This window comes from Streptomyces sp. NPDC001070 (genome assembly GCF_053598835.1).
This window is the reverse complement of sequence record NZ_JBSFLB010000002.1, coordinates 257,405-282,722: the sequence shown is the minus strand read 5'-3', so window position 1 is coordinate 282,722 and position 25,318 is coordinate 257,405. Positions and strand designations below refer to the sequence as shown.

Here is a 25,318-nt window from a genome sequence, read left to right as displayed (position 1 = left end):
GCGGTAGAGCTGGCCACTCCGTGAGAGGCCGCGATCCCGAGGGGCTCGCAGGGACGTCGAGGACATCCCGAAGCGCAGGACGGTACTGCGCGACTTCCACCCAACGCTGAGGCGCGGCTCCGTGCTGCCCTCGGTCTGCGCCAGGAGTCGCCAGCCCTTGAACATCACGATCGAAGTCGTCTGGACCTGCGAGGTCTGCACCTCACCCCTCGTCGAGGGAGAGACGCACGACTGCGGCCATGCCCCGCAGGAAGGGGGTGCGACCGGTGGCTATCAGCTTCGGCCATGACCGCTCGTGGGGCGCAGTCTCCCAGCACGAGTACCGGCGCATGGCGCAGAACCCAGGACACCCTCTCGCCTACCGCGTGCACTTCGCCGCCATCGGATGGGCGGACAGGCAGGGACACGCAGGCTTCGAGCCCGGCCGGCTGGCCACCCTGCTGGGCAAGAACGGCAAACCACTGTCCGACCAGAGCACCCGCAACGCGGTGGCCCGCGCCAAGGAACTGGACCTTGTGTCGCCCCGTTCCGGGGCCGCCTGCCTCGTCCTTCCTCCTCACCTGTTCCAGAAGGGCAGGGGTGCGCCGGTCCCCTGCCGACTCCATCAGGGCAGGTGAGCACACGCGGTACGTGTAGTCAGAGCACGCCTGGCGTATACCGGCACGGCACCCGACCTGCGGAAACGTTCGCGTGCTCTCTTATCTATTTGGCTCCAGTGCAGCGCGGCCCTGCCCGGGCCGGCTGAGGAAGGCCACGAGGACCAACGGCAAGGGAAGCAGGGGGCACGGCAGCGCCCTACAGGGGCAGGGCAACAGCGAAGAGAGAAGCGGCAGGGGCGGCCTACCGGCCGCCACAGTCGCAGCGCTCAACAACAGTGCGGCCCCGGAAGGGGCCGACAGGAGCAAGCCAGCAAGACCCGTGGGGGCGCTACCGCGCCCCACTATCTCAGCCGTAAGGCTCTGTTCCTTGCAGGCTTCCGCCGTCGTGAGCAAGTCAGGGCAAGACGGTGACCAGGTCATACGTCCCGCCGTAGCAGTCCGCGGGCAGGACAGACGGACCTTGAAACCGTGGCGGAATCTTGGCTGCCAAGACATGGCGGTCCGCCTCGTTGTGCTCAGGGGGTCATCCCCCCACCCCTTCGCCGTCGACGTGCTCAGCCGCTCGGTCAGCGGTCCTCGCCGTTGCCGTGGAGGACGGTTTCGGCGATCTCACGGACGCGGTCGAGAGTGATGCCTGTGCGCTGCTCGACCGCGAGGGGATGATCGGTGGGTTCGAGCTCGATGAAGGGGCGCTGGCCGACCGGGCGGGTGTGTGCGTTCGTCTTCAGGTTGGTGGTGCCGGGCGAGTAGATCGGCAGCTCGGTCGTCAGCCAGCCGAAGTACGGCTTTTCGTCCTCGCGGCCGGGCGTGTTCCACATGTCGGCGGCCCGGGAGAAGTTGTCGCGACTCAGGGAAACCCAGACTCCCCACGAGAAGACCTCATCACTGCCGATGACGGGTATCTCGATCAAGCCCTTGATGAAGTAGTGCTGGGCCTTGATGACGCACTGGTCTGAGGAGAGCAGGCTGTCAGATCGGCCTTCGAAGCTCGCATCCCAGACATCGGGGGCCGTGGCGCTGTAGCCCATCGGAAGTTCCGCGTGGTACTCGCCGCAGCACGAACAGGTGTAACCGAGATCGTTGGTCATGCGCGGGAGCCTAGCTTCGCTGCGAAGCGTAACGACGAGACAGGGTCTCGAAAACCAAGGTTTGTGAGACGAGACAGCAGGGACCCCCAGAAGGGGGGTGCAGCCCTGTTCAAAACCCGTCTCGAAACTTCCGTCTCGGACTTGACCTTTTGAGACGAGTTCTGAGACAGTCCGTGCCATGACGACGAACATGATCACTGGCCAGCTCATCGGTTACGCACGCGTCTCCACCGACGACCGGGAAGCGCAGTTGCAGCGCGACGCGCTGACGGCCGCAGGGTGTGCCCGCATCTTCGAGGACAAGGCCAGCGGGAAGAACACCGACCGGCCGGAACTGACGGCCGTACTGGACTACGCCCGACCGGGCGACGTCCTGTGCGTGTGGAAGCTTGACCGGCTCGGCCGGTCGCTCATCGACCTCGTGTCCATCGTCGACGGCCTGCGCGAGCGAGGCATAGGTTTCCGCGTGCTCGACGGTGCGCTCTCCTCCGTCGACACCACGTCGGCCGACGGTCGCCTGTTCTTCCAGATCATCGCGGCCATGGCGGAGTTCGAACGGTCGCTTATCAAGGACCGCACTCGGGCCGGTCTGGAAGCCGCCAGGGTGCAGGGTCGTACCGGCGGCCGGCCGTCTGTGGTGGACGAGGACGTGCTCACCGTGGCCCGTGCCAGGAAGGCGAAGGGCGAGAGCATCAGCGCCATCGCTAAGGCCCTCGGAGTCTCCCGAGCCACGCTGTACCGGCACCTGGGAGAGAGCGCCTGAGACTGGCGCACAGTAGTTCAGACAGGCCCTCGGCTCCACCGGGGGCCGTTGTCGTACGTGGACGTACAACACTGTCCGACGGCGGCAACGATGCTGGCCCCTGCGACCCATGGGGCAGTCGACAGGGGCCAGCACAAGGGCCAAGAGCACGGACGGCCTCCCTCAGGACCTCCTCGGGGATCTCCACGAGCCCTTCCCCGGCGGGTGGGGTGAAGGCGGTGGACACGTCGCCCTGGACGACGAACGAGCCGGATTCGGTGCGGTAGACGTTGGGGGCAGTCTCCCTGTCCGCAGTTGCCGCCGTTGGTGTTGCCGGTGAGCCGTGTGAGTTCTTCGCGCGCCATGCCGAACCCCCCTCTTGCGAGCCCTCTGCGGGCCGGTCGCCACGACCGTACGAGCGGGGCTGATGCTCCGTCTATGCGGAAACGCGACTATGCGCGTTGTCGCATAAACAGAACCCCAAGAACGCCGAGAGGCGCCCGGACAGGATCGCCCGAACGCCTCTCTACGCCTTACACCCACTCGACCGCCGAGACGATCCCCGTGTCTCGCCGAGGGGCGGGAAGCGGCGTGCGCCGCTCAAGGCGGGGAGCCTGCTCGCGCTCCTTCACGCCGAGCCCTCGAAGGGCTTCGGCACGGTCCGCCTCGGGTACGTCGGCAAGCGCCTCAGCCATCCGCTGGATGGCATCGCCGCTGGTCACGGCTACTTCTTGACCGTGAGCGGGAGCAGCTTCTTGCCGGTGGGGCCGATTTGTATGGCCGTGTCCATCTGTGGACACACGCCGCAGTCGAAGCACGGCGTCCAGCGGCAGTCCTCGACCTCGGTCTCGTCGAGGGCGTCCTGCCAGTCCTCCCAGAGCCAGTCCTTGTCCAGACCGGAGTCCAGGTGGTCCCAGGGCAGGACCTCCTCGTAGGTGCGCTCGCGCGTGGTGTACCAGTCGAGGTCGACACCCTGCTCCGGGAGCGCCTTCTCGCACATGCGGATCCAGCGGTCGTACGAGAAGTGCTCGCGCCAGCCGTCGAAGCGGCCGCCGTCCTCGAAGACCGCGCGGATGACGGCGCCGACCCGGCGGTCGCCGCGGGAGAGCAGGCCCTCGATGATGCCGGGCTTGCCGTCGTGGTAGCGGAAGCCGATGTTGCGGCCGTACTTGCGGTCGCCGCGGATGGAGTCGCGGAGCTTCTCCAGGCGGGCGTCGGTCTCCTCGACGCCGAGCTGCGGGGCCCACTGGAAGGGGGTGTGCGGCTTGGGCACGAAGCCGCCGATGGAGACCGTGCAGCGGATGTCGTTCTGGCCGGTGACCTCGCGGCCCTTCTGGATGACGTTCTTCGCCATGTCGGCGATCTGCAGCACGTCCTCGTCGGTCTCGGTCGGCAGACCGCACATGAAGTACAGCTTCACCTGGCGCCAGCCGTTGCCGTAGGCGGTGGCGACGGTGCGGATCAGGTCCTCCTCCGAGACCATCTTGTTGATGACCTTGCGGATGCGCTCGGAGCCGCCCTCGGGGGCGAAGGTGAGGCCCGACCGGCGGCCGTTGCGGGTCAGCTCGTTGGCCAGGTCGATGTTGAAGGCGTCGACGCGGGTGGAGGGGAGGGACAGACCGATCTTGTCCTCCTCGTACCGGTCGGCGAGGCCCTTGGCGACGTCGGCGATCTCGGAGTGGTCGGCGGAGGACAGCGAGAGCAGGCCGACCTCCTCGAAGCCGGTCGCCTTCAGGCCCTTGTCGACCATCTCGCCGATGCCGGTGATGCTGCGCTCGCGCACCGGGCGGGTGATCATGCCCGCCTGGCAGAAGCGGCAGCCGCGCGTGCAGCCGCGGAAGATCTCCACGGACATGCGCTCGTGCACCGTCTCCGCGAGCGGGACCAGCGGCTGCTTGGGGTACGGCCACTCGTCGAGGTCCATGACGGTGTGCTTGGACACCCGCCACGGCACGCCGGAGCGATTGGGGACGACACGGGCGATCCGGCCGTCGGCCAGGTACTCCACGTCGTAGAACTTCGGCACGTACACCCCGCCGGTGCGGGCCAGCCGGAACAGCAACTCGTCGCGGCCGCCGGGACGGCCCTCGGCCTTCCAGGCGCGGATCACGTCGGTGATCTCCAGCACGGCCTGCTCGCCGTCGCCGATCACGGCGGCGTCGAGGAAGTCCGCGATGGGCTCCGGGTTGAAGGCCGCGTGGCCGCCCGCGAGCACGATCGGGTCGTCCTCGGTGCGGTCACCGGCCTCCAGCGGGATGCCCGCGAGGTCCAGTGCCGTGAGCATGTTGGTGTAGCCGAGCTCCGTGGAGAAGCTGAGGCCGAAGACGTCGAAGGCCTTCACCGGGCGGTGGGCGTCCACGGTGAACTGCGGGACGCCGTGCTCCCGCATCAGCGCCTCCAGGTCCGGCCAGACGCTGTAGGTGCGCTCGGCCAGCACGCCCTCGCGCTCGTTGAGCACCTCGTAAAGGATCATGACGCCCTGGTTGGGCAGTCCGACCTCGTACGCGTCCGGGTACATCAGGGACCACCGGACGTCGCACTCGTCCCAGGGCTTGACGGTGGAGTTCAGCTCCCCGCCGACGTACTGGATCGGCTTCTGCACATGCGGCAGCAGGGCCTCGAGCTGTGGGAAGACCGACTCGACAGGCATCAGAGGTGTCTTTCGTGAGCTGGCAAGGGTGACCATTCAGCGTAACGCGTCACCAGGGGCTTCCCGGCCGCTCTCCACGCCCGCCGTCCCCGCCGGGGCGGGCTCAGCCGGCCAGCTTGCCGCGATCGGACTTGGGCCACGCCTTCGGCAGCTCGTTCTCGACGGCGGCGGCGCGGTCGCGTTCGAGCTGGTAGAGCACGCCGTACGCGAACGTGTCCTCGCCGGCCTCGCGGGCGTCGGAGGCGAGGCGTGCGACCGCGTCGCGGCAGATGACGCTGTCCTGGTGCTCGCCGAGCAGCTGCTGGACGGCCTTCATGCGCTTGGTGTGCTTCTTGGCGGCCTTGCGGAGGCCCGGGGCGGCCCCGGCGGCCTCGCTGCTGTATCGGGCGCGCTTGGCGGCCTTGCGGGCGTCGTGGAGGGCGATGTCGCGCTCGCGGCCGGGGTCCATCGCGAGGGCGGGCTCGACGCGCTCGCGCAGCCGGCGGTGGTCACGGCTCACGGCCTTGGCGACGGCGGGGGCGGCGGGGGCCTCGGCGCCCTCGAGCAGCGGCGGGTCGGCGAGCAGGCCCTCGAGGGTGTCCAGGAGCCGGAAGTAGCGCGGGCCGCCGAGTTCGCGCAGGAGCTCCTTGCGAGCCCCCTCGTGGACCGGGGCGTCGCCGCCGATCCGGGCGGTGAGGGGCTCGGTGACGAGTTCCTCCGGCAGTTCGGCGAGGCGGTCCTGGAGGCGTTCGGCGAGGACTTCGCGGTCGCGTTCCATCCCGAGCACCCCGGCCACCCACTTGAGCTCGTCGCCGACGGGGTCGGTCACCTCGCGGTCGAGTTCGCGGCGGAAGCTCTTGAAGGCGCTGCGCAGCCGGCGGGTGGAGACCCTCATCTGGTGGACGGAGTCCGGCTCGTCGCGGCGGACCGCCGGGTCCCAGCCCATGATCGCCGTGACCTGTTCGTGCACGTACGTCATGGCGACGTCCCCGGCGGTGCCGGTCGAGGACGGGGGCCCGGGCGGCCGGGGCGCGGCGGTCAGACGCTCGCCGAGGGCGCGAGCGAGCTTGGACGGGGACTTCGAGCGCCGCAACCCGGCGGCGCGCAGCCGCTTCTCGACGGCGTCGAGAAGCGCGGGGTCGCCGTCGAGGAGTTCGGTCTCCACTTCCGTCCAGGCGCTCTCCTGCCCTTCGGCGCCGTGGTCGAGGAGGGTCGCGCGGACCTGGTCGTGGGCGATCTCCACCAGGGACGCGCCGTCGGCGTCGACGAGGTGCACCCGCTTGCGGGTGTTGCGGAGCCGGACCACCGGGACGAGTTCCCGGTCGCGGACGATCGCCGTGACCTCGGCGGCCAGGGACTTGGGGACCCTGGGGCCCTTGCGTCCCTGCTTGCCGAGGGGGGCGTGCACTTCGGTGCGGGTGTCGGCCTGCGAGGTCGGCAGCTTCAGGTGCCAGCCGGCGTCGTCGCCGCCGGTGCGGCGCCGTAGCGTGATCTTGTGCGTCGCCAGGCGCAGGTCGGGCGTGTCGACGTAGACGGCGTCGAGTTCGGCCGGCTGCAGTACGCGTACGGCCGCGACCCCGGGCAGTCCGTCCAGATCCGGCTCACCGGTCTGCCCGGCGGCCTCGTACTTGCGCTCGGTCTCCGCGACACGCTTCCCCATGTCAGGAACCTAATCGCGGGTTCGCGCCGCCGCAATGGTGCGTTCACCCGGTGAGCGGGATCAGGCCGACATGGGCCGCTTCATGTGGACGGCCTGGAGCAGCCCGATCGCGATCCAGACCGCGAACATCGACGATCCGCCGTACGAGACGAACGGCAGCGGCAGTCCCGCCACGGGCATGATGCCGAGGGTCATGCCGATGTTCTCGAAGGACTGGAAGGCGAACCAGGCGACGACGCCGGCCGCGATGATCGTGCCGTACAGGTCGGTGGCGTTGCGGGCGATGCGGCAGGCGCGCCACATCACCACGCCCAGCAGCACGATGATCAGGGCCGCGCCGACGAAGCCCAGCTCCTCCCCCGCCACGGTGAAGACGAAGTCGGTCTGCTGCTCGGGCACGAACTGCCCGGTGGTCTGGCTGCCCTCGAACAGGCCCTTGCCGAGCAGCCCGCCGGAACCGATCGCGATCCGCGCCTGGTTGGTGTTGTAGCCGACGCCCGCGGGGTCGAGGGCCGGGTTGGCGAAGGCGGCGAAGCGGTCGATCTGGTACTGGTCCAGGACGCCGAGCTGCCAGACGGCGATCGCGCCGCCGGCGCCGGCCGCGATCAGGCCGAGCACCCAGCGGTTGGACGCGCCGGAGGCGAGCAGCACGCCGAGCACGATGACCGCCATCACCATGACCGAGCCGAGGTCGGGCATCAGCATGACGATCGCCATCGGCAGTATGGCGAAGCCGAGCGACTGGGCCACCGTGCGGTGGTCGGGGAAGAGCCGGTCACCGGCGTCGACCCGGGCGGACAGCATCATCGCCATGCCCAGGATGATGGTGATCTTGGTGAACTCGGACGGCTGGAGCGAGAACCCGCCGCCCAGCACGATCCACGCGTGGGCGCCGTTGACGGTGGAGCCCAGCGGGGTCAGGACGGCCGTCACCAGGAGCACCGAGATGGCGTACAGCACCGGCACCGCGCCGCGCAGCCGGCGGTGGCCCAGGGCCACGGTGCCGGCGGCGAGGGCGAAGCCGATGGCGGTGTTGAGCATGTGCCGCAGCAGGAAGTAGTACGGGTCGCCGTGGGTCAGCTCGGTGCGGTTGCGCGTGGCGGAGAACACCAGCGCCATCCCGATCAGGGAGAGCGCGAGGGCGGCGCCGAGCAGCAGCCAGTCCATCCGCCGCATTATCGAGTCGCGGGCCAGGAGCTTGCCCAGCGTGCCCCGTTCCGGGGTGAAGCGCCGGATCGCGTAGCCGTTCGCGCTCACGACCAGTACCTCCTGCCCAGCAGGAGCTTCTCGCTGCGGTCCGGGGGCAGCGCGGCGGCGGTCACCACGGTGTCCCGCGGCGCGGAGGGCACCGGGGGCACGTCGGCGTAGGAGGCTTGGGTGACCCGGATGGCGCCGTCGGAGTCGATCTTCGGCAGCTTGGTCTCGGGATGCGGGAGCAGCGCCTTCTTGTTGTCGATCGACCCGTCCTTCTGGACGCCGTACATGGCCTCGTAGATCGCGCGGACGGCCGGACCGGAACCACCGGAACCGGTACCGCCCTGGGAGATCGTCATGACGACCGCGTAGTCCTTGGTGTACGTCGTGAACCACGAGGTGGTCTGCTTGCCGGCGACCTCCGCGGTACCGGTCTTGGCGTGCAGGGCGATCTTGTCCTGCGGCCAGCCGCCGAAGCGCCAGGCGGCCGTACCGTGGGTCACGACGCCCTCCAGGGCCTCGTTGATGTACTTCAGGGTCTTCTTGCTGGCCGGGGCGTGACCGTTCACCTTCGGCTTGATCCGGGTGACCTTCTTGCCGTCGGCACTGATGACCGCCTTGCCGATGGTCGGCTGGTAGAGGGTGCCGCCGTTGGAGATGGCCGAGTAGACGCGGGCCATCTGGATCGGGGTGACCAGGGTGTCGCCCTGGCCGATGGCGTAGTTGACCGAGTCACCGGCGCGCATCACATAGCCGTCGACGCAGTTCTCACGCGCGATCTGGCTCGCGTAGTCCTGCTTGTCGCTCTTGGCGACCTTGCACCAGTAGGTCTTGTTGGCCTCGTAGTAGTCCCGCTTCCACTGCCGGTCGGGGATCCGGCCGGTCACCTCGGAGGGCAGGTCGATGCCGGTCACCGAGCCGAGTCCGTACTCCTTGGCGGTCTTGTAGAACCAGTCCTTGGGGTGCTTCTTCGGCTTGGTGCCGCCGTCCTTGAGCCACTGGTCGTACGACAGGCCGTAGAAGACGGTGTCGCAGGAGATCTCCAGGGCGTGGGCGAGGGTGATGGAACCCGCGCTCTCGCCCTCGAAGTTGTTGAAGACCCGGCCGCCGATGGTCATCGAGGACGGGCACGGGTAGCGCCCGTTGATGTCGTAGCCGGCCTTCACGGCGGCCGAGGTGGAGATCGCCTTGAACGTGGAGCCCGGGGCCGACTGACCCTGTATGGCCCGGTTGAGCAGCGGGAAGTTGGACTTCTTGCCGGTGAGCTTGGCGTAGTCCTTGGCGGAGATCCCGCCGACCCAGACGTTCGGGTCGTACGTCGGCGCGCTGGCCATCGCGATGACCTGTCCGGTGTGCACGTCCATGACGACGACGGCGCCGGAGTCGGCCTTGTACAGACTGCCGGTGACCTTGTCGAAGGTCTTCCGGGCGACCTTCATAGCCTGGTCCAGCTCCTTCTCCGCGACCGCCTGGACGCGGGCGTCGATGCTGGTGACCAGGTGGCTGCCGGGTTCCGCGGCGGTCTCGCCCGCCTTGCCGATGACCCGGCCGAGGTTGTCCACCTCGTAGCGGGTGACGCCGGCCTTGCCGCGCAGCTCGCCGTCGTAGGTGCGCTCCAGGCCGGAACGGCCGATCTGGTCGGAGCGCAGCAGCGACTGGCCCTTCTTCTCCGCGGCGGTGAGCTCGTCGTCCGTGACGGGCGAGAGGTAGCCGAGGACCTGGGAGGCGTTGGCCCCGAACGGCGAGGTGTAGCGCCGCACCGCGGTGGGCTCGGCGGTGATGCCGGGGAAGTCCTCGCGGCGCTCCATGATCTGCAGCGCCTGCTGGGTGGTGGCCTCGTCGGTGATGGGGATCGGCTGGTATGGCGAGCCGTTCCAGCAGGGCTTGGGGGTCTGCGAGTCGCACAGCCGGACCTTGCCCAGGACCTCGTCCGGCTTCATGTGCAGCACGTCGGCGAGCCGGGTCAGCACCGCCTTGCCGTCGTCCTTCTGCTTCAGCAGGTCGGTACGGCTCGCCGAGACCACCAGGCGGGTCTCGTTGTCGGCGAGCGCCACGCCCTTGTCGTCCAGGATCGAACCGCGGACGGCCGGGGTGACGACCTCCTGGACGTTGTTGCTGTTGGCCTGCGCCGTGTACTCCTGGCCGTTGCGGATCTGCAGGAACCACAGCCGCCCGCCGAGGGTGGCCAGCAGGGACAGGACCAGGATCTGCAGGATCACCAGCCGGATGGTGACCCGCGGCGTCCGCCCGGTCTCGGGGATGTTGCTCACGCCGTCCCTCCCGCTTCTGCGACCGCCCGGCACGACAGGGCGCGCCTCGCCGTCGGCCGCGGTCCGGCGGTCTCGCGCCCGGAAAGGGTGCGAAGCGCCTTCGTCACAAGGGTGGTGGTGATGGGGTCACCCATGGCAAAGCCCAGGGGAGGGTGGGAGCTCACAGGCGCCGTCCTCCCTTGGCGACGCTCCCCACCCTGCCCAGGATGCTCGAGCGCTGGCCGCCGATACGGGTGCCGAAGCCGGCGCCGGAGGCGTCCTCGGCGAGCGGATCGCCCTGGAGCCGGCGGGCCAGGCCCATGATCCACGGCACGGTGAACGGGGCGAGCAGCAGGTCGTACAGGGCGGCGGTGAACAGCAGCTTGCCGAGGCCGACGTGCTGGGCCGCGGTGTCGCCGACGAGGGCGCCCACCGCCGCGTACAGCACCGTGGAGGCGATGGCCGCGCCGACCACGACCAGCATCGGCCGGGTGGCCGAACGCAGCTGGCCGCCGTCGGGCTTGACCAGGCCCGCGAGGTAGCCGATGACGCACAGCACGAGGGCGTAGCGGCCCGCGGCGTGGTCGGCGGGCGGGGCGAGGTCGGCGAGCAGGCCGGCGCCGAAGCCGATGAGGCAGCCGGCCACGTGACCGTACGTCAGTGCGAGGCCGAGGACGACGAGCAGCAGCAGGTCGGGGACGGCGCCGGGCAGGTGGAGGCGGGCCAGGACGCACACCTGGATGACCATGCCGGCGACCACGAGGCCGGTGGAGAGCAGCGCGCGCTTCATCGGACCTCCTCCTGTCCGTAGAGGGAGGACTGAGAGGGGTTCACACTCGGCGTCGCCGTGACGGTGACCGTCGGGACCGGCTTCGGTCCGGCCGGCAGCACCGAGTCACGCGGGTCCTTGCGCGGACCCTGGACCACGACGCCCACGATGTCGAGCTTGGTGAACCCGACGAACGGGGTGACCTCGACCGTACGGGTCAGGCCGCCCCCCGCGCGGTCCACCTTGGCGACCGTGCCGACCGGCACACCGGGGACGAACGGCTTGTCCGCCTGCGAGCCGAAGGTGACCAGCCGCGAGCCCTTCTTCACGTGCGCCTTGCCGTTGAGGAGCTGGACCCGCATCGGCCGGTTGCCCTGGCCGGTGGCGAAGCCGAGCTCGGAGGACTTCTCCAGCCGGGTGCCGACCGTGAAGTCCGGGTCGCAGGCGAGCAGGACGGTCGAGGTGGAGGGGCCGACGGTGGTGACCCGGCCGACCAGGCCGTCGCCGTTGACCACGGTCATGTCGCGCTGGATGCCGTCGTTCGCACCGGCGTCGATGGTGACCGTCCAGGAGAAGCCCTGGGCGGCTCCTATCGCGATGACCTGCGCGCCCTTGACCCGGTACTGACCGGCTCCGGCGAGCTTGAGCAGCTTGTCGAGTTCGCGGGCCCGCTCGCGCGTGGCGTCCTTGCTGCCGAGCTGCTGCTTCAGCTCGGCGTTCTCCCGTTCCAGTTCGCTGATGCGGCTGCTGCGGTCGCCGGAGTCGCGCACCGCGTCCACCGCGTCGTCCACCGGATCGACCGCGGCCGCGACCCCGTTCTCGACGGGGCCGAAGACGGCGGCCGCGGCGGACCGGGCGCCGTCCAGCGGTGAGTCCTCACCGCCGCGGATGTCGACGGTGATCAGCGCGAATGCGATCGCCACCAGCAGCACCAGCAGAAGCCGGCTCTCTCGTGTGTCCCTCACGGGGGCCAGTCCGTGCCTTCCTCGTCAGAGCGTGTGAGCCCGTGGGCCCTAGGGGCCGTCCCGGGAGGTAGAACGATCCGGCGTACGGGCGGGACTTCACCCGTACGACGGATCGTGGGGACTCATCTGCGCGGCTGCGCGTCCAGGACCTGCTGCAGCGCCTCGAACTCCTCGACGCACTTGCCTGCGCCGAGGGCCACGCAGTCGAGCGGGGACTCGGCGATGTGGATCGGCATGCCGGTCTCGTTGCGCAGCCGTTCGTCCAGGCCGCGCAGCATTGCGCCGCCGCCGGCCAGGACGATGCCGCGGTCCATGATGTCGCCGGACAGCTCGGGCGGGCACTTGTCGAGCGTCGTCTTGACCGCGTCGACGATCGCGTTGACCGGCTCCTCGATGGCCTTGCGCACCTCGGCGGCCGAGACGACCACCGTCTTGGGCAGGCCGGAGACCAGGTCGCGGCCGCGGATCTCGGTGTGCTCCTCGTTGTCGGCCGCGAAGGCCGAACCGATGGTGAGCTTGATCGATTCCGCGGTGCGCTCGCCCAGCAGGAGGCTGTACTCCTTCTTGATGTGCTGGATGATCGCGTTGTCCAGCTCGTCGCCGGCCACCCGGATGGACTGCGCCGTGACGATGCCGCCGAGCGAGATGACGGCGACCTCGGTGGTGCCGCCGCCGATGTCGACGACCATGTTGCCGGTCGCCTCGTGCACCGGGAGCCCGGCGCCGATCGCGGCGGCCATGGGCTCCTCGATGATGTGCACCTGACGCGCACCGGCCTGGGTGGCGGCCTCGATGACGGCGCGGCGCTCGACCCCGGTGATGCCGGAGGGGACGCAGACCACGACGCGGGGGCGCGCCAGGTAGCGGCGCTTGTGGATCTTGAGGATGAAGTAGCGCAGCATGCGTTCGGTGATCTCGAAGTCCGCGATCACCCCGTCCTTGAGAGGACGGACCGCGACGATGTTGCCGGGGGTCCGGCCGATCATCTTCTTCGCTTCGGAGCCGACCGCCAGGATGCCGCCGGTATTGGTGTTGATGGCGACGACGGATGGCTCGTTGAGGACGATCCCGCGACCCCTGACGTACACCAGCGTGTTGGCGGTGCCGAGGTCGACAGCCATGTCACGGCCGATGAACGACATGTTGTTCGCCATGAGGATACGTCTGGCCTTCCCGAGCTGGAGCGATGTGGGGGTGAGCACGGCGGGTGCGCTGTGCGCGAAACCGGAGGAGCGGAGATTCCATCGTAGTCGCGCCCGCCTGGGCACGGGGTCAGGGTTCCGCCGCCATTGTCATCAGAACGCACAGCTGCCCTCTGCAATGGTGACGCCGTGTCGGCGGAATTGGTTCCCTCGATCCACCGGCATATGCCCGCGGGCGGCCGGGAAATTTTCCGGCCGCCCGTTGAGCTGATCGGGCGTCAGCGGAGAATTCGGGGCGAACTCCCGCGACGAATCAGACCAGACCGGGGAAGAAGATCTTGATCTCGCGCTCGGCGGACTCCTCGGAGTCGGAGGCGTGGATCAGGTTCTCCCGGACGATGGTGCCGAAGTCGCCGCGGATGGAGCCGGGGGCGGCGGCGATCGGGTCGGTCGGGCCGGCCAGCGCGCGCAGCCCCTCGATGGCCCGCTCGCCCTCGACGACCAGGGCGACGACCGGGCCGGAGGCCATGAACTCCACCAGCGGCTCGTAGAAGGGGCGGCCGACGTGCTCGGCGTAGTGCTGCTCCAGGATCGCCCGGTCGAGCGTGCGCAGCTCCAGCGCGGTGATGCTCCAGCCCGCCTTGCGCTCGATGCGGCCGAGGATCTCGCCGACCAGGCCGCGACGTACGGCGTCCGGCTTGAGAAGGACGAGGGTGCGCTGGGACACGGTGTGACTCCTATGTGCGGGTAGCGGGTACGACGACATTACCGGGGGTCCATGCGGCCCACGGCACCCCCTCGGCCCCGGACGCGACGCGTCCGGTCAGGCGGGCTGCGCGGCGCGCGCGGCCTTGGCCAGGTCGACCTTGCGGCCGTAGTGGATGGCGGCCCACCACAGGGCGCCGAAGACCGCGCCGAGGAAGAACATCACCGGGACGACGAAGCCGCTCGCGATCAGCCCGGCCTGCAGCAGCCAGCCGACCGCCAGCCCGCCGCGCCGCCCGAGCATCCCGCACAGCAGCACGCACAGGGCCATCGCGACCCCGCTGACCGTCCACACCGTGCCGGCCGACAGGTCCGGCTGCTTCATCGCCACCAGACCCGCGAAGCCGATCACGAAGAACTCACCGATCAGGGTGCTCGCGCACAGGGTCCGCATCCGCTTTGCTTCGCTTCCCGCTCGTCACTTGCGGCCCAGCAGCAGCCGGGCCTCTCCCACGGTGATCACCGATCCGGTGATCAGCACCCCGGAACCGGAGTACTCCCCCTGCTCCTCGGCGAGCGTCACGGCCGCCTCGATGGCGTCGTCCAGCCGGGGCTCGACCTGCACGCGCTCGTCGCCGAAGACCTCGACCGCGAGCGCTGCGAGCTCGTCCACGTCCATCGCACGGTGGGTGGAGTTCTGGGTCACCACGACCTCGGCGAAGACCGGCTCGAAGGCCTCAAGCAGCCCGCGCACGTCCTTGTCGCCGCTCGTCCCGACGACGCCCACCAGGTGGGTGAAACCGAACGCCTCGCCCAGTGCCCCGGCCGCCGCCCGGGCACCCGCCGGGTTGTGCGCGGCGTCCAGCACCACGGTGGGGCTGCGGCGCACGACCTCCAGCCGGCCCGGCGAGGTGACGTTGGCGAACGCGGCCCGGACGGTGTCCACGTCGAGCGTGCGGGCGTGCAGCGTGCCGATGCCGAAGAAGGCCTCGACGGCGGCGAGCGCCACCGCCGCGTTGTGCGCCTGGTGCTCACCGTGCAGCGGCAGGAAGACCTGCTCGTACTCCCCGCCCAGGCCGCGCAGGGTCAGCATCTGCCCGCCGACGGCCACCTCGCGGTGCGCGACGCCGAACTCCATGCCCTCCCGGGCCACCGTCGCGTCCACCTCGACGGCGCGCTTCAGCAGCACCTGGGCGGCCTCCACCGGCTGCTGCGCGAGCACGGCGGTGGCGTCCTTCTTGACGATCCCGCTCTTCTCGACCGCGATCTCGCCGGCCGTCTCGCCCAGGCGGTCGGTGTGGTCCAGGTCGATCGGGGTCACGACGGCGACCGTGCCGTCCACCACGTTGGTCGCGTCCCAGCCGCCGCCCATGCCGACCTCGACGACGGCGACGTCGACCGGGGCGTCGGCGAAGGCGGCGTACGCCATGCCGGTCAGCACCTCGAAGAACGACATCCGGTACGGCTGCGAGCCGTCCACCATCCCCACGTAGGGCTTGAGGTCGCGGTACGTCTCGATGAACTTCTCCGGCGCGATCGGCCGGCCGTCGAGGCTGATCCGCTCGGTCACCGACTGCACGTGCGGGCTGGTGTACCGGCCGGTGCGCAGCTCGAAGGCGAGCAGCAGCTGCTCGATCATGCGGGCGGTGCTGGTCTTGCCGTTGGTGCCGGTGATGTGGATCGAGGGGTAGGAGCGCTGCGGCTCGCCCAGGATGTCCATCAGCGCGGTCATCCGGTCCAGGGACGGCTCCAGCTTGGTCTCCGGCCAGCGGTCGGCCAGCTCCGCCTCGACCTCGCGCAGCGCCCTGTCGACCTCCGGGTCGGCGGGGCGGGCGGGGATGCCGTCGTCCTGCGGCACCGGTCCCCCGGCCCGGAGGGTACGGCTGCCCGCCTCGATCACCGCCAGGTCGGCCTCGCGGCCGGGGTCGAAGGCGGCGTCGTCCTCGTCGCCGCCCGGACCCATCGCGGCCTGCGGATCGGAAAGGGGCTCGTCGTTCTCGGGGCGCGGATTGCTCACGACGACATTGTACGAAGCGGGCAGATCGATCCGGGTTGTGGGCAGGCGTTTCCGTCTGCCCACCCCGTGCGTCAGCCCTGCGGCAGCGACGCCAGCTGCGCCGTGATGCGGGCGATGTCCGCCTCCGCCGCCTCCAGGCGGGTGCGGATCTTCGCGACGACCGGTTCCGGCGCCTTCGCCAGGAACGCCTCGTTCCCAAGCTTCGCTGTGGCCTGCGCCTTCTCCTTCTCGGCCGCGGCCAGGTCCTTCGCCAGCCGCTTCCGCTCCGCGTCGACGTCGATCGCGCCGGAGAGGTCGAGCGCGACCGTCGCACCCGCGACCGGGAGGGTCGCCGTCGCCGTGAAGTCCTCGCCCTGCGGCTGGAGGCGCAGCAGCTGGCGCACCGCCGCCTCGTGGGCCTCCAGGCTGGTGGAGCCGAGGTCGAGCCGGGCCGGGACCTTCTGGCCGGGCTGCAGGCCCTGGTCGGCACGGAACCGGCGGACCTCGGTGACCAGCGACTGCACCGCCGCGATCTCCTTCTCGGCGGCCGCGTCGCGGAAGCCGGAGTCGGCCGGCCAGTCGGCCACCACGACCGACTCGCGCCCGGTGAGCGTGGTCCACAGCGTCTCGGTGACGAAGGGGACGACCGGGTGCAGCAGCCGCAGCAGCTTGTCCAGGACCTCGCCCAGCACGCGGCGCGAGACCTCGGCCGGGCGTCCGTCCGCCATGAAGGTGGTCTTGGACAGCTCGACGTACCAGTCGAAGACCTCGTCCCACGCGAAGTGGAAGAGGACGTCGCTGAGCTTCGCGAACTGGTAGTCGTCGTAGAGCGCGTCGGCCTCGGCGACCGTGGCGTTCAGCCGGGACAGGATCCAGCGGTCGGTGGCCGACAGCTCCTCGGGCGCGGGCAGTTCGCCCTCGACCGTGGCGCCGTTCATCAGCGCGAAGCGCGTGGCGTTCCAGATCTTGTTGGTGAAGTTCCGGGAGCCCTGGACCCAGTCCTCGCCGATCGGCACGTCGGTGCCGGGGTTGGCGCCGCGCGCGAGCGTGAAGCGCAGCGCGTCGGAGCCGTACTTGTCCATCCAGTCCAGCGGGTCCACGACGTTGCCGAAGGACTTGGACATCTTCTTGCCGCGCTCGTCGCGCACCAGGCCGGTGAGGGCGATGGTGTGGAACGGGACCTCGCCGTCCATCGCGTACAGGCCGAACATCATCATCCGGGCGACCCAGAAGAAGATGATGTCGTGGCCGGTGAGCAGGACGTCGGTGGAGTAGAACTTCTCCAGGTCCGGGGTGCGCTCCGGCCAGCCCAGGGTGGAGAAGGGCCACAGGCCCGAGGAGAACCAGGTGTCCAGGACGTCGGTGTCCTGGGTCCAGCCCTCGCCGGTCGGGGCCTGCTCGTCCGGGCCGACGCAGACGGTCTCCCCGTTCGGGCCGTACCAGACCGGGATGCGGTGGCCCCACCACAGCTGGCGCGAGATGCACCAGTCGTGCATGTTGTCGACCCACTGGAAGTAGCGGCCGGACATCTCCTGCGGGTGGATCGTGACCCGGCCGTCGCGGACCGCGTCACCGGCGGCCTGCGCGAGCGGGGCGACCTTGACCCACCACTGCAGCGACAGCCGCGGCTCGATGATCGTCTTGCAGCGGGAGCAGTGGCCGACGGCGTGGACGTACGGGCGCTTCTCGGCGACGATCCGGCCCTGGGAGCGCAGGGCGCCGACCACGGCGTCACGGGCCTCGAGGCGGTCCATGTCCTGGAAGGGGCCGTGGACGGTGATCCGCGCGTGATCGTCCATGATCGTCAGGGACGGCAGGTTGTGGCGCTGGCCGATCTCGAAGTCGTTGGGGTCGTGCGCCGGGGTCACCTTGACGGCGCCGGTGCCGAACTCCGGGTCGACGTGCTCGTCCGCCACGACCGGGATGCGGCGGTCGGTGAGCGGCAGGTTGATCTCGGTCCCGACGAGGTGCTTGTAGCGCTCGTCGTCGGGGTGGACGGCGACGGCGGTGTCGCCGAGCATCGTCTCGGCGCGGGTGGTGGCCACGACGATGGAGTTCTCGCCGTCGCCGTAGCGGATCGAGACCAGCTCGCCGTCGCGGTCCTCGTGCTCGACCTCGATGTCGGAGATCGCGGTCAGGCAGCGCGGGCACCAGTTGATGATGCGCTCGGCGCGGTAGATCAGGCCGTCGTCGTAGAGCTTCTTGAAGATCGTCTGGACGGCGCGGGAGAGCCCCTCGTCCATGGTGAAGCGCTCGCGCGACCAGTCGACGCCGTCGCCGAGGCGGCGCATCTGCCCGAGGATCTTGCCGCCGTACTCCTCCTTCCACTGCCACACACGCTCGACGAAGGCCTCACGGCCCAGGTCGTGCCGGGACTTGCCCTCCTCGGCGAGCTGCTGCTCGACCTTGTTCTGGGTGGCGATGCCCGCGTGGTCCATGCCGGGCAGCCACAGCGCCTCGTAGCCCTGCATCCGCTTGCGGCGGGTGAGGGCGTCCATCAGCGTGTGCTGGAAGGCGTGGCCCAGGTGGAGGCTGCCGGTGACGTTCGGCGGCGGGATGACGATGGTGTACGGCTTCTTGTCGCTCTTGGCGTCGGCCTCGAAGTAACCGCGCTCTACCCAGCGCTCGTACAGGGGCCCCTCTACCTCGGCCGGCGCGTACTGGGTCGGCAGTTCGGGGGTCACGCTGTTCGGCCCGCTCGCGGCGGCCTGCTGAGTGTTGTCGGTCACGGCGCTCAGTTTACGGGCGGGGCGGGCCCTGATACGAATCCGTGCCGCCCTGACGCGGGGGCGGGACAAGGACTCCGGAGGTTCTCCCCGGTGCCGTCGCCGTACGCGCGGCGGTCCCGCGCCCGGCAGCCCCTCCCCCTCCCCCGCCACCGGGGCGGGGCCGGAGGGGGCGGGCGTCGTCACGGCCGGCCCGCGGCGGCGTGCCCGCCCGCCGCCGCGGGTCCGCCCCTCGCCGTCGCGCCGGCGGCGGGGTGCGGGTGGCGGATCCGGACCGGGCGCGGGCGGCCGTGGGGCTGCCGCGGCCAACAGGGCCCCGAAGTGGAACTTCTGATGAGCGCTCAGGCCGTCCCCCGGGCCCGGAGCTCACGGCGCCGCAGCGTCCGCGCCCGCAAAACCCCCATGGGCTCCCGGGACCAGATCAACCGGGCATCTGCACTGTCTTGTTACGAAGTCCTGACGACCTCGATGTAAAGACGACCTAAACAATCCGCCAGGATGAGTACGAGACAGCAGTTGAACGAGGGGAATCACCGATGAGCTTCAACCAGCCGCCACCGCAGCCGGGTTACGGTGGCCAGCCTGGCTTCGGGGGCCAGCCCGGCTACCCCCAGCAGCCACCGGCCCAGCCCGGTCCGCCCCAGCAGCCCCCCGGCTACGGCTACCCCCAGCAACCGCCGGCCCCGCAGCCCGGCCCCGGTTACGGCTACCCGCAGCAGCCCGGCCCGTACGGCCAGCAGCCCGGCGCCTGGGGCACCCCTCCGCCTCCCCCGCCGTCCGGCGGCAAGGGCAAGGTCATCGGCATCGTGGTCGGCGTCGTGGTCGCCGTCGCGGTCATAGGCGGCGGGATCATCGCCCTCACGGGCAGCGGCAGCGGCGGTGGCGGGGAGTACAAGCTGTCCATGCCGGCGGCGCTGCTCGACGGCCAGTACACCAAGTCCGGCAACGACTCCGCGCTCAGCAACGGCCAGACCGGGGACGACGCGGGCATCGACGACGCCACCACGGTCTCCGGCACCTACAAGAGCGGCACCACCCAGGTGATCGTCACCGGCGCCTACGGCGACGTCAGCGACCCGGACACCGTGCTCGACAAGATGCTCACGGCCTTCAACTCGAAGGCCGGCACCTCGGGCGGCGAGGCCCCGAAGGAGGTCCACCCCTCCGGCTTCGACGGCGACGTCATGAAGTGCGGCACGCTCGGCTCCGCCGGGGTCACCTTCCCCTACTGCGCCTGGGCCGACGACAGCACCGTCGCCCTCGCGATGAACATGAACATCGACATCACCGGCGCCACCAAGCCCCCGTCCCTGACGGAGTGGGCCGACAGCACGGTGAAGATCCGCAGCGAGGTCCGCGTCAAGAAGTGACCCGCACAGCACAGAGGGCGCCCGGCATCCGCCGGGCGCCCCTTCCGTGTGCCGGGGTGCGCTACGCGCTCTTCTGCTCGCCCTTGCCGATGATGCGGGGCTCGCGCGGGACCAGCGTCGGGTTCACGTTGGAGTGGACGACGTCCTCGGTGATGACGACGCGGGCGACGTCCTTGCGCGAGGGCACCTCGTACATCACCGACATCAGGACCTCCTCCATGATGGCGCGCAGGCCGCGGGCGCCGGTCTGGCGGAGGATGGCCTGGTCGGCGATGGCCTCCAGGGCGGCACGCTCGAACTCGAGCTCGACGCCGTCGAGTTCGAAGAGCCGCTGGTACTGCTTGACCAGGGCGTTGCGCGGCTCGACCAGGATCTGCAGCAGGGCCTCGCGGTCCAGGTTGTGCACGCTGGTGATGACCGGCAGACGGCCGATGAACTCGGGGATCATGCCGAACTTCACCAGATCCTCGGGCATGACCTCGGAGAACTGGTCGGCGGAGTCCATCTCCCGCTTGGAGCGGATGGTCGCGCCGAAGCCGATGCCCTTGGCGCCGGCCCGGGCCTCGATGATCTTCTCCAGACCGGCGAAGGCGCCGCCCACGATGAAGAGCACGTTCGTGGTGTCGATCTGGATGAACTCCTGGTGCGGGTGCTTCCGCCCGCCCTGCGGCGGCACGGAGGCGGTGGTCCCCTCCAGGATCTTCAGCAGCGCCTGCTGGACGCCCTCACCGGAGACGTCGCGGGTGATCGACGGGTTCTCGCTCTTGCGGGCGACCTTGTCGATCTCGTCGATGTAGATGATCCCGGTCTCGGCCTTCTTGACGTCGTAGTCGGCCGCCTGGATCAGTTTGAGCAGGATGTTCTCGACGTCCTCGCCGACGTAGCCGGCCTCGGTCAGCGCCGTGGCGTCCGCGATGGCGAACGGCACGTTCAGCATGCGGGCCAGGGTCTGGGCGAGCAGGGTCTTGCCGGAACCCGTGGGGCCGAGCAGCAGGATGTTGGACTTGGCGAGCTCGATGCCGTCGTCGTGGCCGCGGCCGCCGCCGTTCTCGCCGGCCTGCACCCGCTTGTAATGGTTGTAGACCGCCACGGAGAGCGCCTTCTTCGCCGGCTCCTGGCCGACGACGTAGCTCTCCAGGAACTCGTAGATCTCGCGCGGCTTCGGCAGGTCCTCCCACCGCACCTCGGAGGACTCGGCGAGCTCCTCCTCGATGATCTCGTTGCAGAGATCGATGCACTCGTCGCAGATGTACACACCGGGTCCTGCGATGAGCTTCTTCACCTGCTTCTGGCTCTTTCCGCAGAACGAGCACTTGAGCAGATCGCCGCCGTCACCGATGCGTGCCACGAGGTGCTTCCCCTTCGCCTGGGTCCCGTCAGTTCGACGAGTCCTGGTGCTTGCCTATCGACGGTACCTTGCCGCGCCCCCAGTGCGGGCCCCCCTTGGAGCGACTGGGCCGTGACCTGCACAACCCCGACACCCCAAGAGGGGACTTCTTGTCGCAGAATGCCCTGCCGGGCCTCAGACCGCGACCGACGAACCCTTGCGGGTCGAGACGATCTGGTCGACCAGACCGTAGGAGAGCGCCTCCTCGGCCGTGAGGATCTTGTCGCGCTCGATGTCGTCGCGGATCTTCTCGATCGGGGTGCTGGAGTGCTTGGCCAGCATCTCCTCCAGCTGGGCCCGCATCCGCAGGATCTCGTTGGCGGCGATCTCCAGGTCGGAGACCTGGCCGCGGCCGGTCTCGCTGTACGGCTGGTGGATCAGGATGCGGGCGTTCGGCAGCGCCATCCGCTTGCCGGGGGTGCCGGCGGCGAGCAGCACGGCCGCGGCGGAGGCCGCCTGGCCCATGCAGACCGTCTGGATGTCGGGCTTCACGAACTGCATCGTGTCGTAGATGGCCGTCAGCGCCGTGAAGGAGCCGCCGGGGCTGTTGATGTAGACCGAGATGTCGCGGTCCGGGTCCATCGACTCCAGGCACAGCAGCTGCGCCATGACGTCGTTGGCGGACGCGTCGTCGATCTGCACCCCGAGGAAGATCACGCGCTCCTCGAAGAGCTTCGCGTACGGGTCGTACTCGCGGATGCCCTGGGAGGTGCGCTCCACGAAGCGCGGCACGACGTAGCGGGCCTCGGCCTGGGTCGTGCGGTCGTAGAGGCCGCTGCCGGGGAAGTTCTGGGTGGTCACGTTCACCGTCCTGAGGATGAGCAGTGGGCTGGGGTCGGTCCTGCGGGGCTGTACGGGCAAGGCCCGGTCAGGCCCCGGTGCCGCCGCCGCCCGGCACGTTCACCGCGTGCGTGATGACGTCGTCGATCAGGCCGTATTCCTTGGCCGCCTCGGTGGAGAACCAGCGGTCGCGGTCGGAGTCGCGGGTGACCTCCTCGACGGTGCGGCCGGAGTGCTGCGCGATGAGCTCGGCCATGCGCTTCTTCGTGCGCAGCAGCTGCTCGGCGTGGATCTTGATGTCGGAGGCCGAGCCGGCGAGACCGGCGGACGGCTGGTGCATCAGGATGTCGGTGTTCGGCAGCGCGAAACGCTTGCCCGGCGTACCGGCCGTCAGCAGGAACTGGCCCATGGAGGCCGCCAGACCCATGGCGATGGTGACCACGTCGTTCTTGATGAACTGCATGGTGTCGTAGATCGCCATGCCCGCCGTCACGGAGCCGCCGGGGCTGTTGATGTAGAGGTAGATGTCCTTGTCCGGCTCGGCGGCAAGGAGGAGCAGCTGCGCGGTGATCTTGTTGGCGATGTCGTCGTCGACGGGCTGGCCGAGGAAGATGATCCGCTCGCCGAGCAGCCGGTTGTAGACCTGGTCGCCGAGGCCACCGATGGTCGGCTCGCCGGCGGCGGAAGGCATCGGAGTCGTCACGTATCCACCTGCTCGTTGTCGGACGGCGCGGACGCCGTCACAGGGACTTCTCGTAGGGCACGGGCCCTCGTACTTACGGACCCTAACGCGCAGGTGGGGCGCAGCAATCCCTCACGCGAAACTGTTCGCTGTGAGCGCAGGCAGGGTGTAAGCGGAGAGCGAAACGGAAGCAGAACGGGCCCGGACGCACTGGTCGTCCGGGCCCGTCGGGAGTATCAGCTGCGCGAGGCTCAGGCCTCGGTGCCCTCGCCCTTGGCGGCCTCGGCGTCCGTGGCCTCGGAGGTGGCCTCGACCGTCTCGCCGGTCTCGTCCTCCTCGTCCTCCAGGTCGACGACCTCGCCGTTGGTGTCCTTGACCGTGGCGGCCTCGACGACCAGGGCCAGCGCCTTGCCGCGGGCGACCTCGCCGACGAGCAGCGGCACCTGGCCGCCCTCGACGACCGCCTGGGCGAACTGGTCCGGGCTCATGCCGGAGGAGGCGGCACGGCGCATGAGGTGCTCGGTGAGCTCCTCCTGGTTGACCGAGAGCTTCTCCGTGGAGACGAGCTCGTCCAGGACGAACTGGGTCTTGATGCCCTTCTTCGCCTGGTCCTCGATCTCCTGGTCGTACTCCTCGCGGGTCTTGCCCTCGCGCTCCAGGAAGGAGTCCCAGTCCAGGCCCATGGCCGGGAACTGGTGGTGCTCCAGGTTGTGGGTGCGGGTCTCGATCTCGTCCTTGAGCAGCTTCTCCGGCAGCGGGATCTCGACCAGCTCCAGGAGGGCGTCCAGCACCTTCTCCTGGGCCTGGGTGGCCTGGTCGTACTGCTTGATGCGCTCCTGGCGCTTCACGGCGTCGGCGCGGAGCTCCTCGAGGGTGTCGAACTCGCTCGCCAGCTGGGCGAAGTCGTCGTCCAGCTCGGGCAGCTCACGGGCCTGGACGGTGGTGACGTCCACCTTGACCTGGGCCTCCTTGCCCGCGGCGGAGCCGCCCTTGAGCTCGGAGGTGAAGGTGGTGGAGCCGCCGGCCTCGAGGCCGATGACGGCCTCGTCGATGCCGTCGAGCAGCTGGCCGGAACCGACGGTGTAGGTGACGCCCTGGGCGACACCGTCCTCCAGCACCTCGCCCTCGACCGAGGCCTCCAGGTCGATGACCACGACGTCGCCGTCGGCGGCGGCGCGCTCCACGACGGAGGTGGAGGCGAAGCGCTCGCGGAGCTGCTCCAGGGCCTTGTCCACGTCCTCGTCGGACACCTCCACGGCGTCGACGGTCACCTCGATGCCGGAGTAGTCCGGGATCTCGATGGTCGGGCGGATGTCCACCTCGGCGGTGAACTTCAGCTCCTCACCGTCGTTGAACTCGGTGATGTCCACCTCGGGCTGACCGAGGACGTTGAGCTCGCCCTCGTTGACCGCCTCCGTGTAGAACTTCGGCAGTGCGTCGTTGATGGCCTCTTCGAGGACCGCGCCACGGCCGAACCGCTGGTCGATGACGCGCGCGGGGATCTTGCCCTTACGGAAGCCCGGCACCGTGACCTGCTGGTTGATCTTCTTGTACGCCGCGTCGAGGCTGGGCTTGAGCTCCTCGAAGGGCACCTCGACAGTGAGTCGAACCCTGGTCGGGTTCAGAGTCTCGACGGCGCTCTTCACGGTTGGGTCTCCTTGGGGGCTTTACGTTGATGGGCGGCCGCTCTGCGATCATGCGGGGCGGCTGGTTGTTCGACCTGCTTTGCCGCGTATCAGGTGGCCGACGACCCATCCTACCGGTACCACAATCCTGCGGCCGGGCCCGCTCGGCGCAGGGCGGCGGCCGAGGACTGGTCGGGGTGGCCGGATTCGAACCGACGACCTTCCGCTCCCAAAGCGGACGCGCTACCAAGCTGCGCCACACCCCGTCGGTGCGACACGTAGAGTACATGCCTCCGCACACCCTGAAGGCCAAATATGCCGTGCGCGGGAGCCGGGTCGATCGGCTACGATCTGATGTGCCAGAATGACTGGCCGTTGCGGGCGTAGCTCAATGGTAGAGCCCCAGTCTTCCAAACTGGCTACGCGGGTTCGATTCCCGTCGCCCGCTCTGCACACGAAGGCCCAGGCCAGGGGAGCTTTCCCCGGTCCTGGGCCTTCGTCTTGTCCGCTGCGAATCAGGGCTGCGTGCCCTGCCACGTGCCCGTAACGGCCCGGGCCGAGGCCCAAGGCATTCACGATCATGGCGATGGCGTCGGCGATTTCGCGTTCACGCTCGCGGTTGCCGTGCCGGCAGACCAGGGCTGCCCGGGTCGAGCTGTGGCCGAGGCGTGGCATCAGTTCGCGGGTGCCTGCGCCGGTGTGGGACGCCAGGGTGTTGCCGGCGTGCCGAAGATCATGAAAGCGCAGGCCCTCGCGGCCCCCTGATCACGCCCGGCCCCAGCCCAGGCGGGCCACCGGCCAAACCCGCTCCACCGACGATGGCGCGCATCCCTTGGTGGCCGGCAGACCGCGGGTCATGAGGGCGGACGTCAATTGCGACACCGGCCAGGACGAGGACCGGGCCCCGAGTGCCGAGCCGATCGGACAGGCTACCGGGGCTGCGCGGAAATAAAGATGCACAATACAGTAAAAATTACCAAAACGGATTAATCGCCGCAGTAGCGTGGGGG

21 protein-coding genes, 2 tRNA genes and 1 pseudogene are annotated in these 25,318 nt (G+C 69.6%); 5 read left to right on the top strand and 19 right to left on the bottom strand.

Going from position 1 to position 25,318, the window contains the following annotated elements:
* Positions 1–266 precede the first annotated feature (266 nt).
* The gene (locus ACWDAS_RS03570; RefSeq protein WP_450387056.1) at positions 267–617 is read left to right on the top strand and encodes a hypothetical protein; all 351 of its coding nucleotides are present in this window, start codon (positions 267–269) and stop codon (positions 615–617) included.
* A gap of 548 nt (positions 618–1,165) precedes the next feature.
* Here ACWDAS_RS03570 and ACWDAS_RS03565 read toward each other — a convergent pair.
* Positions 1,166–1,627: a DUF2199 domain-containing protein gene (locus ACWDAS_RS03565; RefSeq protein ID WP_383675547.1), complete on the bottom strand. Its 462-nt coding sequence runs from the start codon at positions 1,625–1,627 to the stop codon at positions 1,166–1,168.
* A 238-nt stretch (positions 1,628–1,865) separates the two neighbouring features.
* On the opposite strand from ACWDAS_RS03565, the gene ACWDAS_RS03560 reads away from it, so the two are divergent.
* Positions 1,866–2,450 carry a recombinase family protein gene (locus tag ACWDAS_RS03560; protein ID WP_450387054.1) on the top strand — a complete coding sequence of 195 codons (585 nt, stop codon included), beginning with the start codon at positions 1,866–1,868 and terminating at the stop codon, positions 2,448–2,450.
* Between the two features lie 139 nt (positions 2,451–2,589).
* Here ACWDAS_RS03560 and ACWDAS_RS03555 read toward each other — a convergent pair.
* From ACWDAS_RS03555 to ACWDAS_RS03495, 13 genes and pseudogenes are all read right to left on the bottom strand, one after another.
* Positions 2,590–2,794: pseudogene (locus ACWDAS_RS03555) on the bottom strand (hypothetical protein); the annotation flags it as partial.
* A gap of 168 nt (positions 2,795–2,962) precedes the next feature.
* Positions 2,963–3,151 (bottom strand): hypothetical protein, encoded by a 189-nt coding sequence (locus tag ACWDAS_RS03550; RefSeq protein WP_450387052.1) that lies wholly within the window; start codon positions 3,149–3,151, stop codon positions 2,963–2,965.
* A 2-nt stretch (positions 3,152–3,153) separates the two neighbouring features.
* Entirely contained in the window at positions 3,154–5,079 is a 1,926-nt protein-coding gene (locus ACWDAS_RS03545) for a TIGR03960 family B12-binding radical SAM protein (RefSeq protein WP_450387050.1), read from the bottom strand.
* Between the two features lie 103 nt (positions 5,080–5,182).
* Positions 5,183–6,718: a CYTH and CHAD domain-containing protein gene (locus ACWDAS_RS03540; RefSeq protein ID WP_450387048.1), complete on the bottom strand. Its 1,536-nt coding sequence runs from the start codon at positions 6,716–6,718 to the stop codon at positions 5,183–5,185.
* Between the two features lie 60 nt (positions 6,719–6,778).
* Positions 6,779–7,975: a rod shape-determining protein RodA gene (gene rodA, locus ACWDAS_RS03535; RefSeq protein WP_450387046.1), complete on the bottom strand. Its 1,197-nt coding sequence runs from the start codon at positions 7,973–7,975 to the stop codon at positions 6,779–6,781.
* Positions 7,972–10,182 (bottom strand): penicillin-binding protein 2, encoded by a 2,211-nt coding sequence (mrdA, locus tag ACWDAS_RS03530; RefSeq protein WP_450387044.1) that lies wholly within the window; start codon positions 10,180–10,182, stop codon positions 7,972–7,974. Before mrdA ends, rodA begins: the two co-directional genes overlap by 4 nt.
* 160 nt (positions 10,183–10,342) lie before the next feature.
* Positions 10,343–10,951 carry a rod shape-determining protein MreD gene (mreD, locus tag ACWDAS_RS03525; protein WP_450387042.1) on the bottom strand — a complete coding sequence of 203 codons (609 nt, stop codon included), beginning with the start codon at positions 10,949–10,951 and terminating at the stop codon, positions 10,343–10,345.
* A complete protein-coding gene (gene mreC, locus ACWDAS_RS03520) occupies positions 10,948–11,895 on the bottom strand; it encodes a rod shape-determining protein MreC (protein WP_450387040.1) in 948 nt (315 codons plus the stop codon). Before mreC ends, mreD begins: the two co-directional genes overlap by 4 nt.
* Before the next feature lie 122 nt (positions 11,896–12,017).
* On the bottom strand, positions 12,018–13,037 hold the full coding sequence (locus ACWDAS_RS03515; protein ID WP_450387285.1) for a rod shape-determining protein: 1,020 nt from the start codon (positions 13,035–13,037) through the stop codon (positions 12,018–12,020).
* A 313-nt stretch (positions 13,038–13,350) separates the two neighbouring features.
* Positions 13,351–13,764, bottom strand: a complete 414-nt coding sequence (gene ndk / locus ACWDAS_RS03510) for a nucleoside-diphosphate kinase (RefSeq protein WP_450387038.1) — start codon at positions 13,762–13,764, stop codon at positions 13,351–13,353.
* A gap of 96 nt (positions 13,765–13,860) precedes the next feature.
* Positions 13,861–14,196, bottom strand: a complete 336-nt coding sequence (locus ACWDAS_RS03505) for a DUF4233 domain-containing protein (RefSeq protein ID WP_450387036.1) — start codon at positions 14,194–14,196, stop codon at positions 13,861–13,863.
* A 24-nt stretch (positions 14,197–14,220) separates the two neighbouring features.
* Positions 14,221–15,705 carry a bifunctional tetrahydrofolate synthase/dihydrofolate synthase gene (gene folC / locus ACWDAS_RS03500; RefSeq protein ID WP_450387284.1) on the bottom strand — a complete coding sequence of 495 codons (1,485 nt, stop codon included), beginning with the start codon at positions 15,703–15,705 and terminating at the stop codon, positions 14,221–14,223.
* Positions 15,706–15,830: 125 nt separating this feature from the next.
* Positions 15,831–18,467 carry a valine--tRNA ligase gene (locus tag ACWDAS_RS03495; RefSeq protein WP_450387034.1) on the bottom strand — a complete coding sequence of 879 codons (2,637 nt, stop codon included), beginning with the start codon at positions 18,465–18,467 and terminating at the stop codon, positions 15,831–15,833.
* A gap of 533 nt (positions 18,468–19,000) precedes the next feature.
* On the opposite strand from ACWDAS_RS03495, the gene ACWDAS_RS03490 reads away from it, so the two are divergent.
* Positions 19,001–19,834, top strand: coding sequence for a hypothetical protein (locus tag ACWDAS_RS03490; protein ID WP_450387033.1), 834 nt, complete (start codon positions 19,001–19,003; stop codon positions 19,832–19,834).
* A gap of 61 nt (positions 19,835–19,895) precedes the next feature.
* Here ACWDAS_RS03490 and clpX read toward each other — a convergent pair whose 3' ends face one another.
* The 5 genes from clpX to ACWDAS_RS03465 all read right to left on the bottom strand — a co-directional run bounded on the left by clpX (position 19,896) and on the right by ACWDAS_RS03465 (position 24,574).
* Positions 19,896–21,182, bottom strand: a complete 1,287-nt coding sequence (clpX, locus tag ACWDAS_RS03485) for an ATP-dependent Clp protease ATP-binding subunit ClpX (protein WP_450387031.1) — start codon at positions 21,180–21,182, stop codon at positions 19,896–19,898.
* Positions 21,183–21,356: 174 nt separating this feature from the next.
* A complete protein-coding gene (locus tag ACWDAS_RS03480) occupies positions 21,357–22,028 on the bottom strand; it encodes an ATP-dependent Clp protease proteolytic subunit (protein WP_450387029.1) in 672 nt (223 codons plus the stop codon).
* A gap of 61 nt (positions 22,029–22,089) precedes the next feature.
* Entirely contained in the window at positions 22,090–22,692 is a 603-nt protein-coding gene (locus tag ACWDAS_RS03475; RefSeq protein ID WP_450387283.1) for an ATP-dependent Clp protease proteolytic subunit, read from the bottom strand.
* 242 nt (positions 22,693–22,934) lie between these two features.
* A complete protein-coding gene (tig, locus tag ACWDAS_RS03470) occupies positions 22,935–24,329 on the bottom strand; it encodes a trigger factor (protein WP_450387027.1) in 1,395 nt (464 codons plus the stop codon).
* A 168-nt stretch (positions 24,330–24,497) separates the two neighbouring features.
* A tRNA-Pro gene (locus ACWDAS_RS03465) sits at positions 24,498–24,574 on the bottom strand.
* Positions 24,575–24,685: 111 nt separating this feature from the next.
* Here ACWDAS_RS03465 and ACWDAS_RS03460 point away from each other — a divergent pair.
* Together ACWDAS_RS03460 and ACWDAS_RS03455 are read left to right on the top strand one after the other, a co-directional pair.
* Positions 24,686–24,756 (top strand) — tRNA-Gly (locus ACWDAS_RS03460).
* An 89-nt stretch (positions 24,757–24,845) separates the two neighbouring features.
* Positions 24,846–25,073, top strand: coding sequence for a hypothetical protein (locus ACWDAS_RS03455; RefSeq protein ID WP_450387025.1), 228 nt, complete (start codon positions 24,846–24,848; stop codon positions 25,071–25,073).
* Positions 25,074–25,318: the final 245 nt, after the last annotated feature.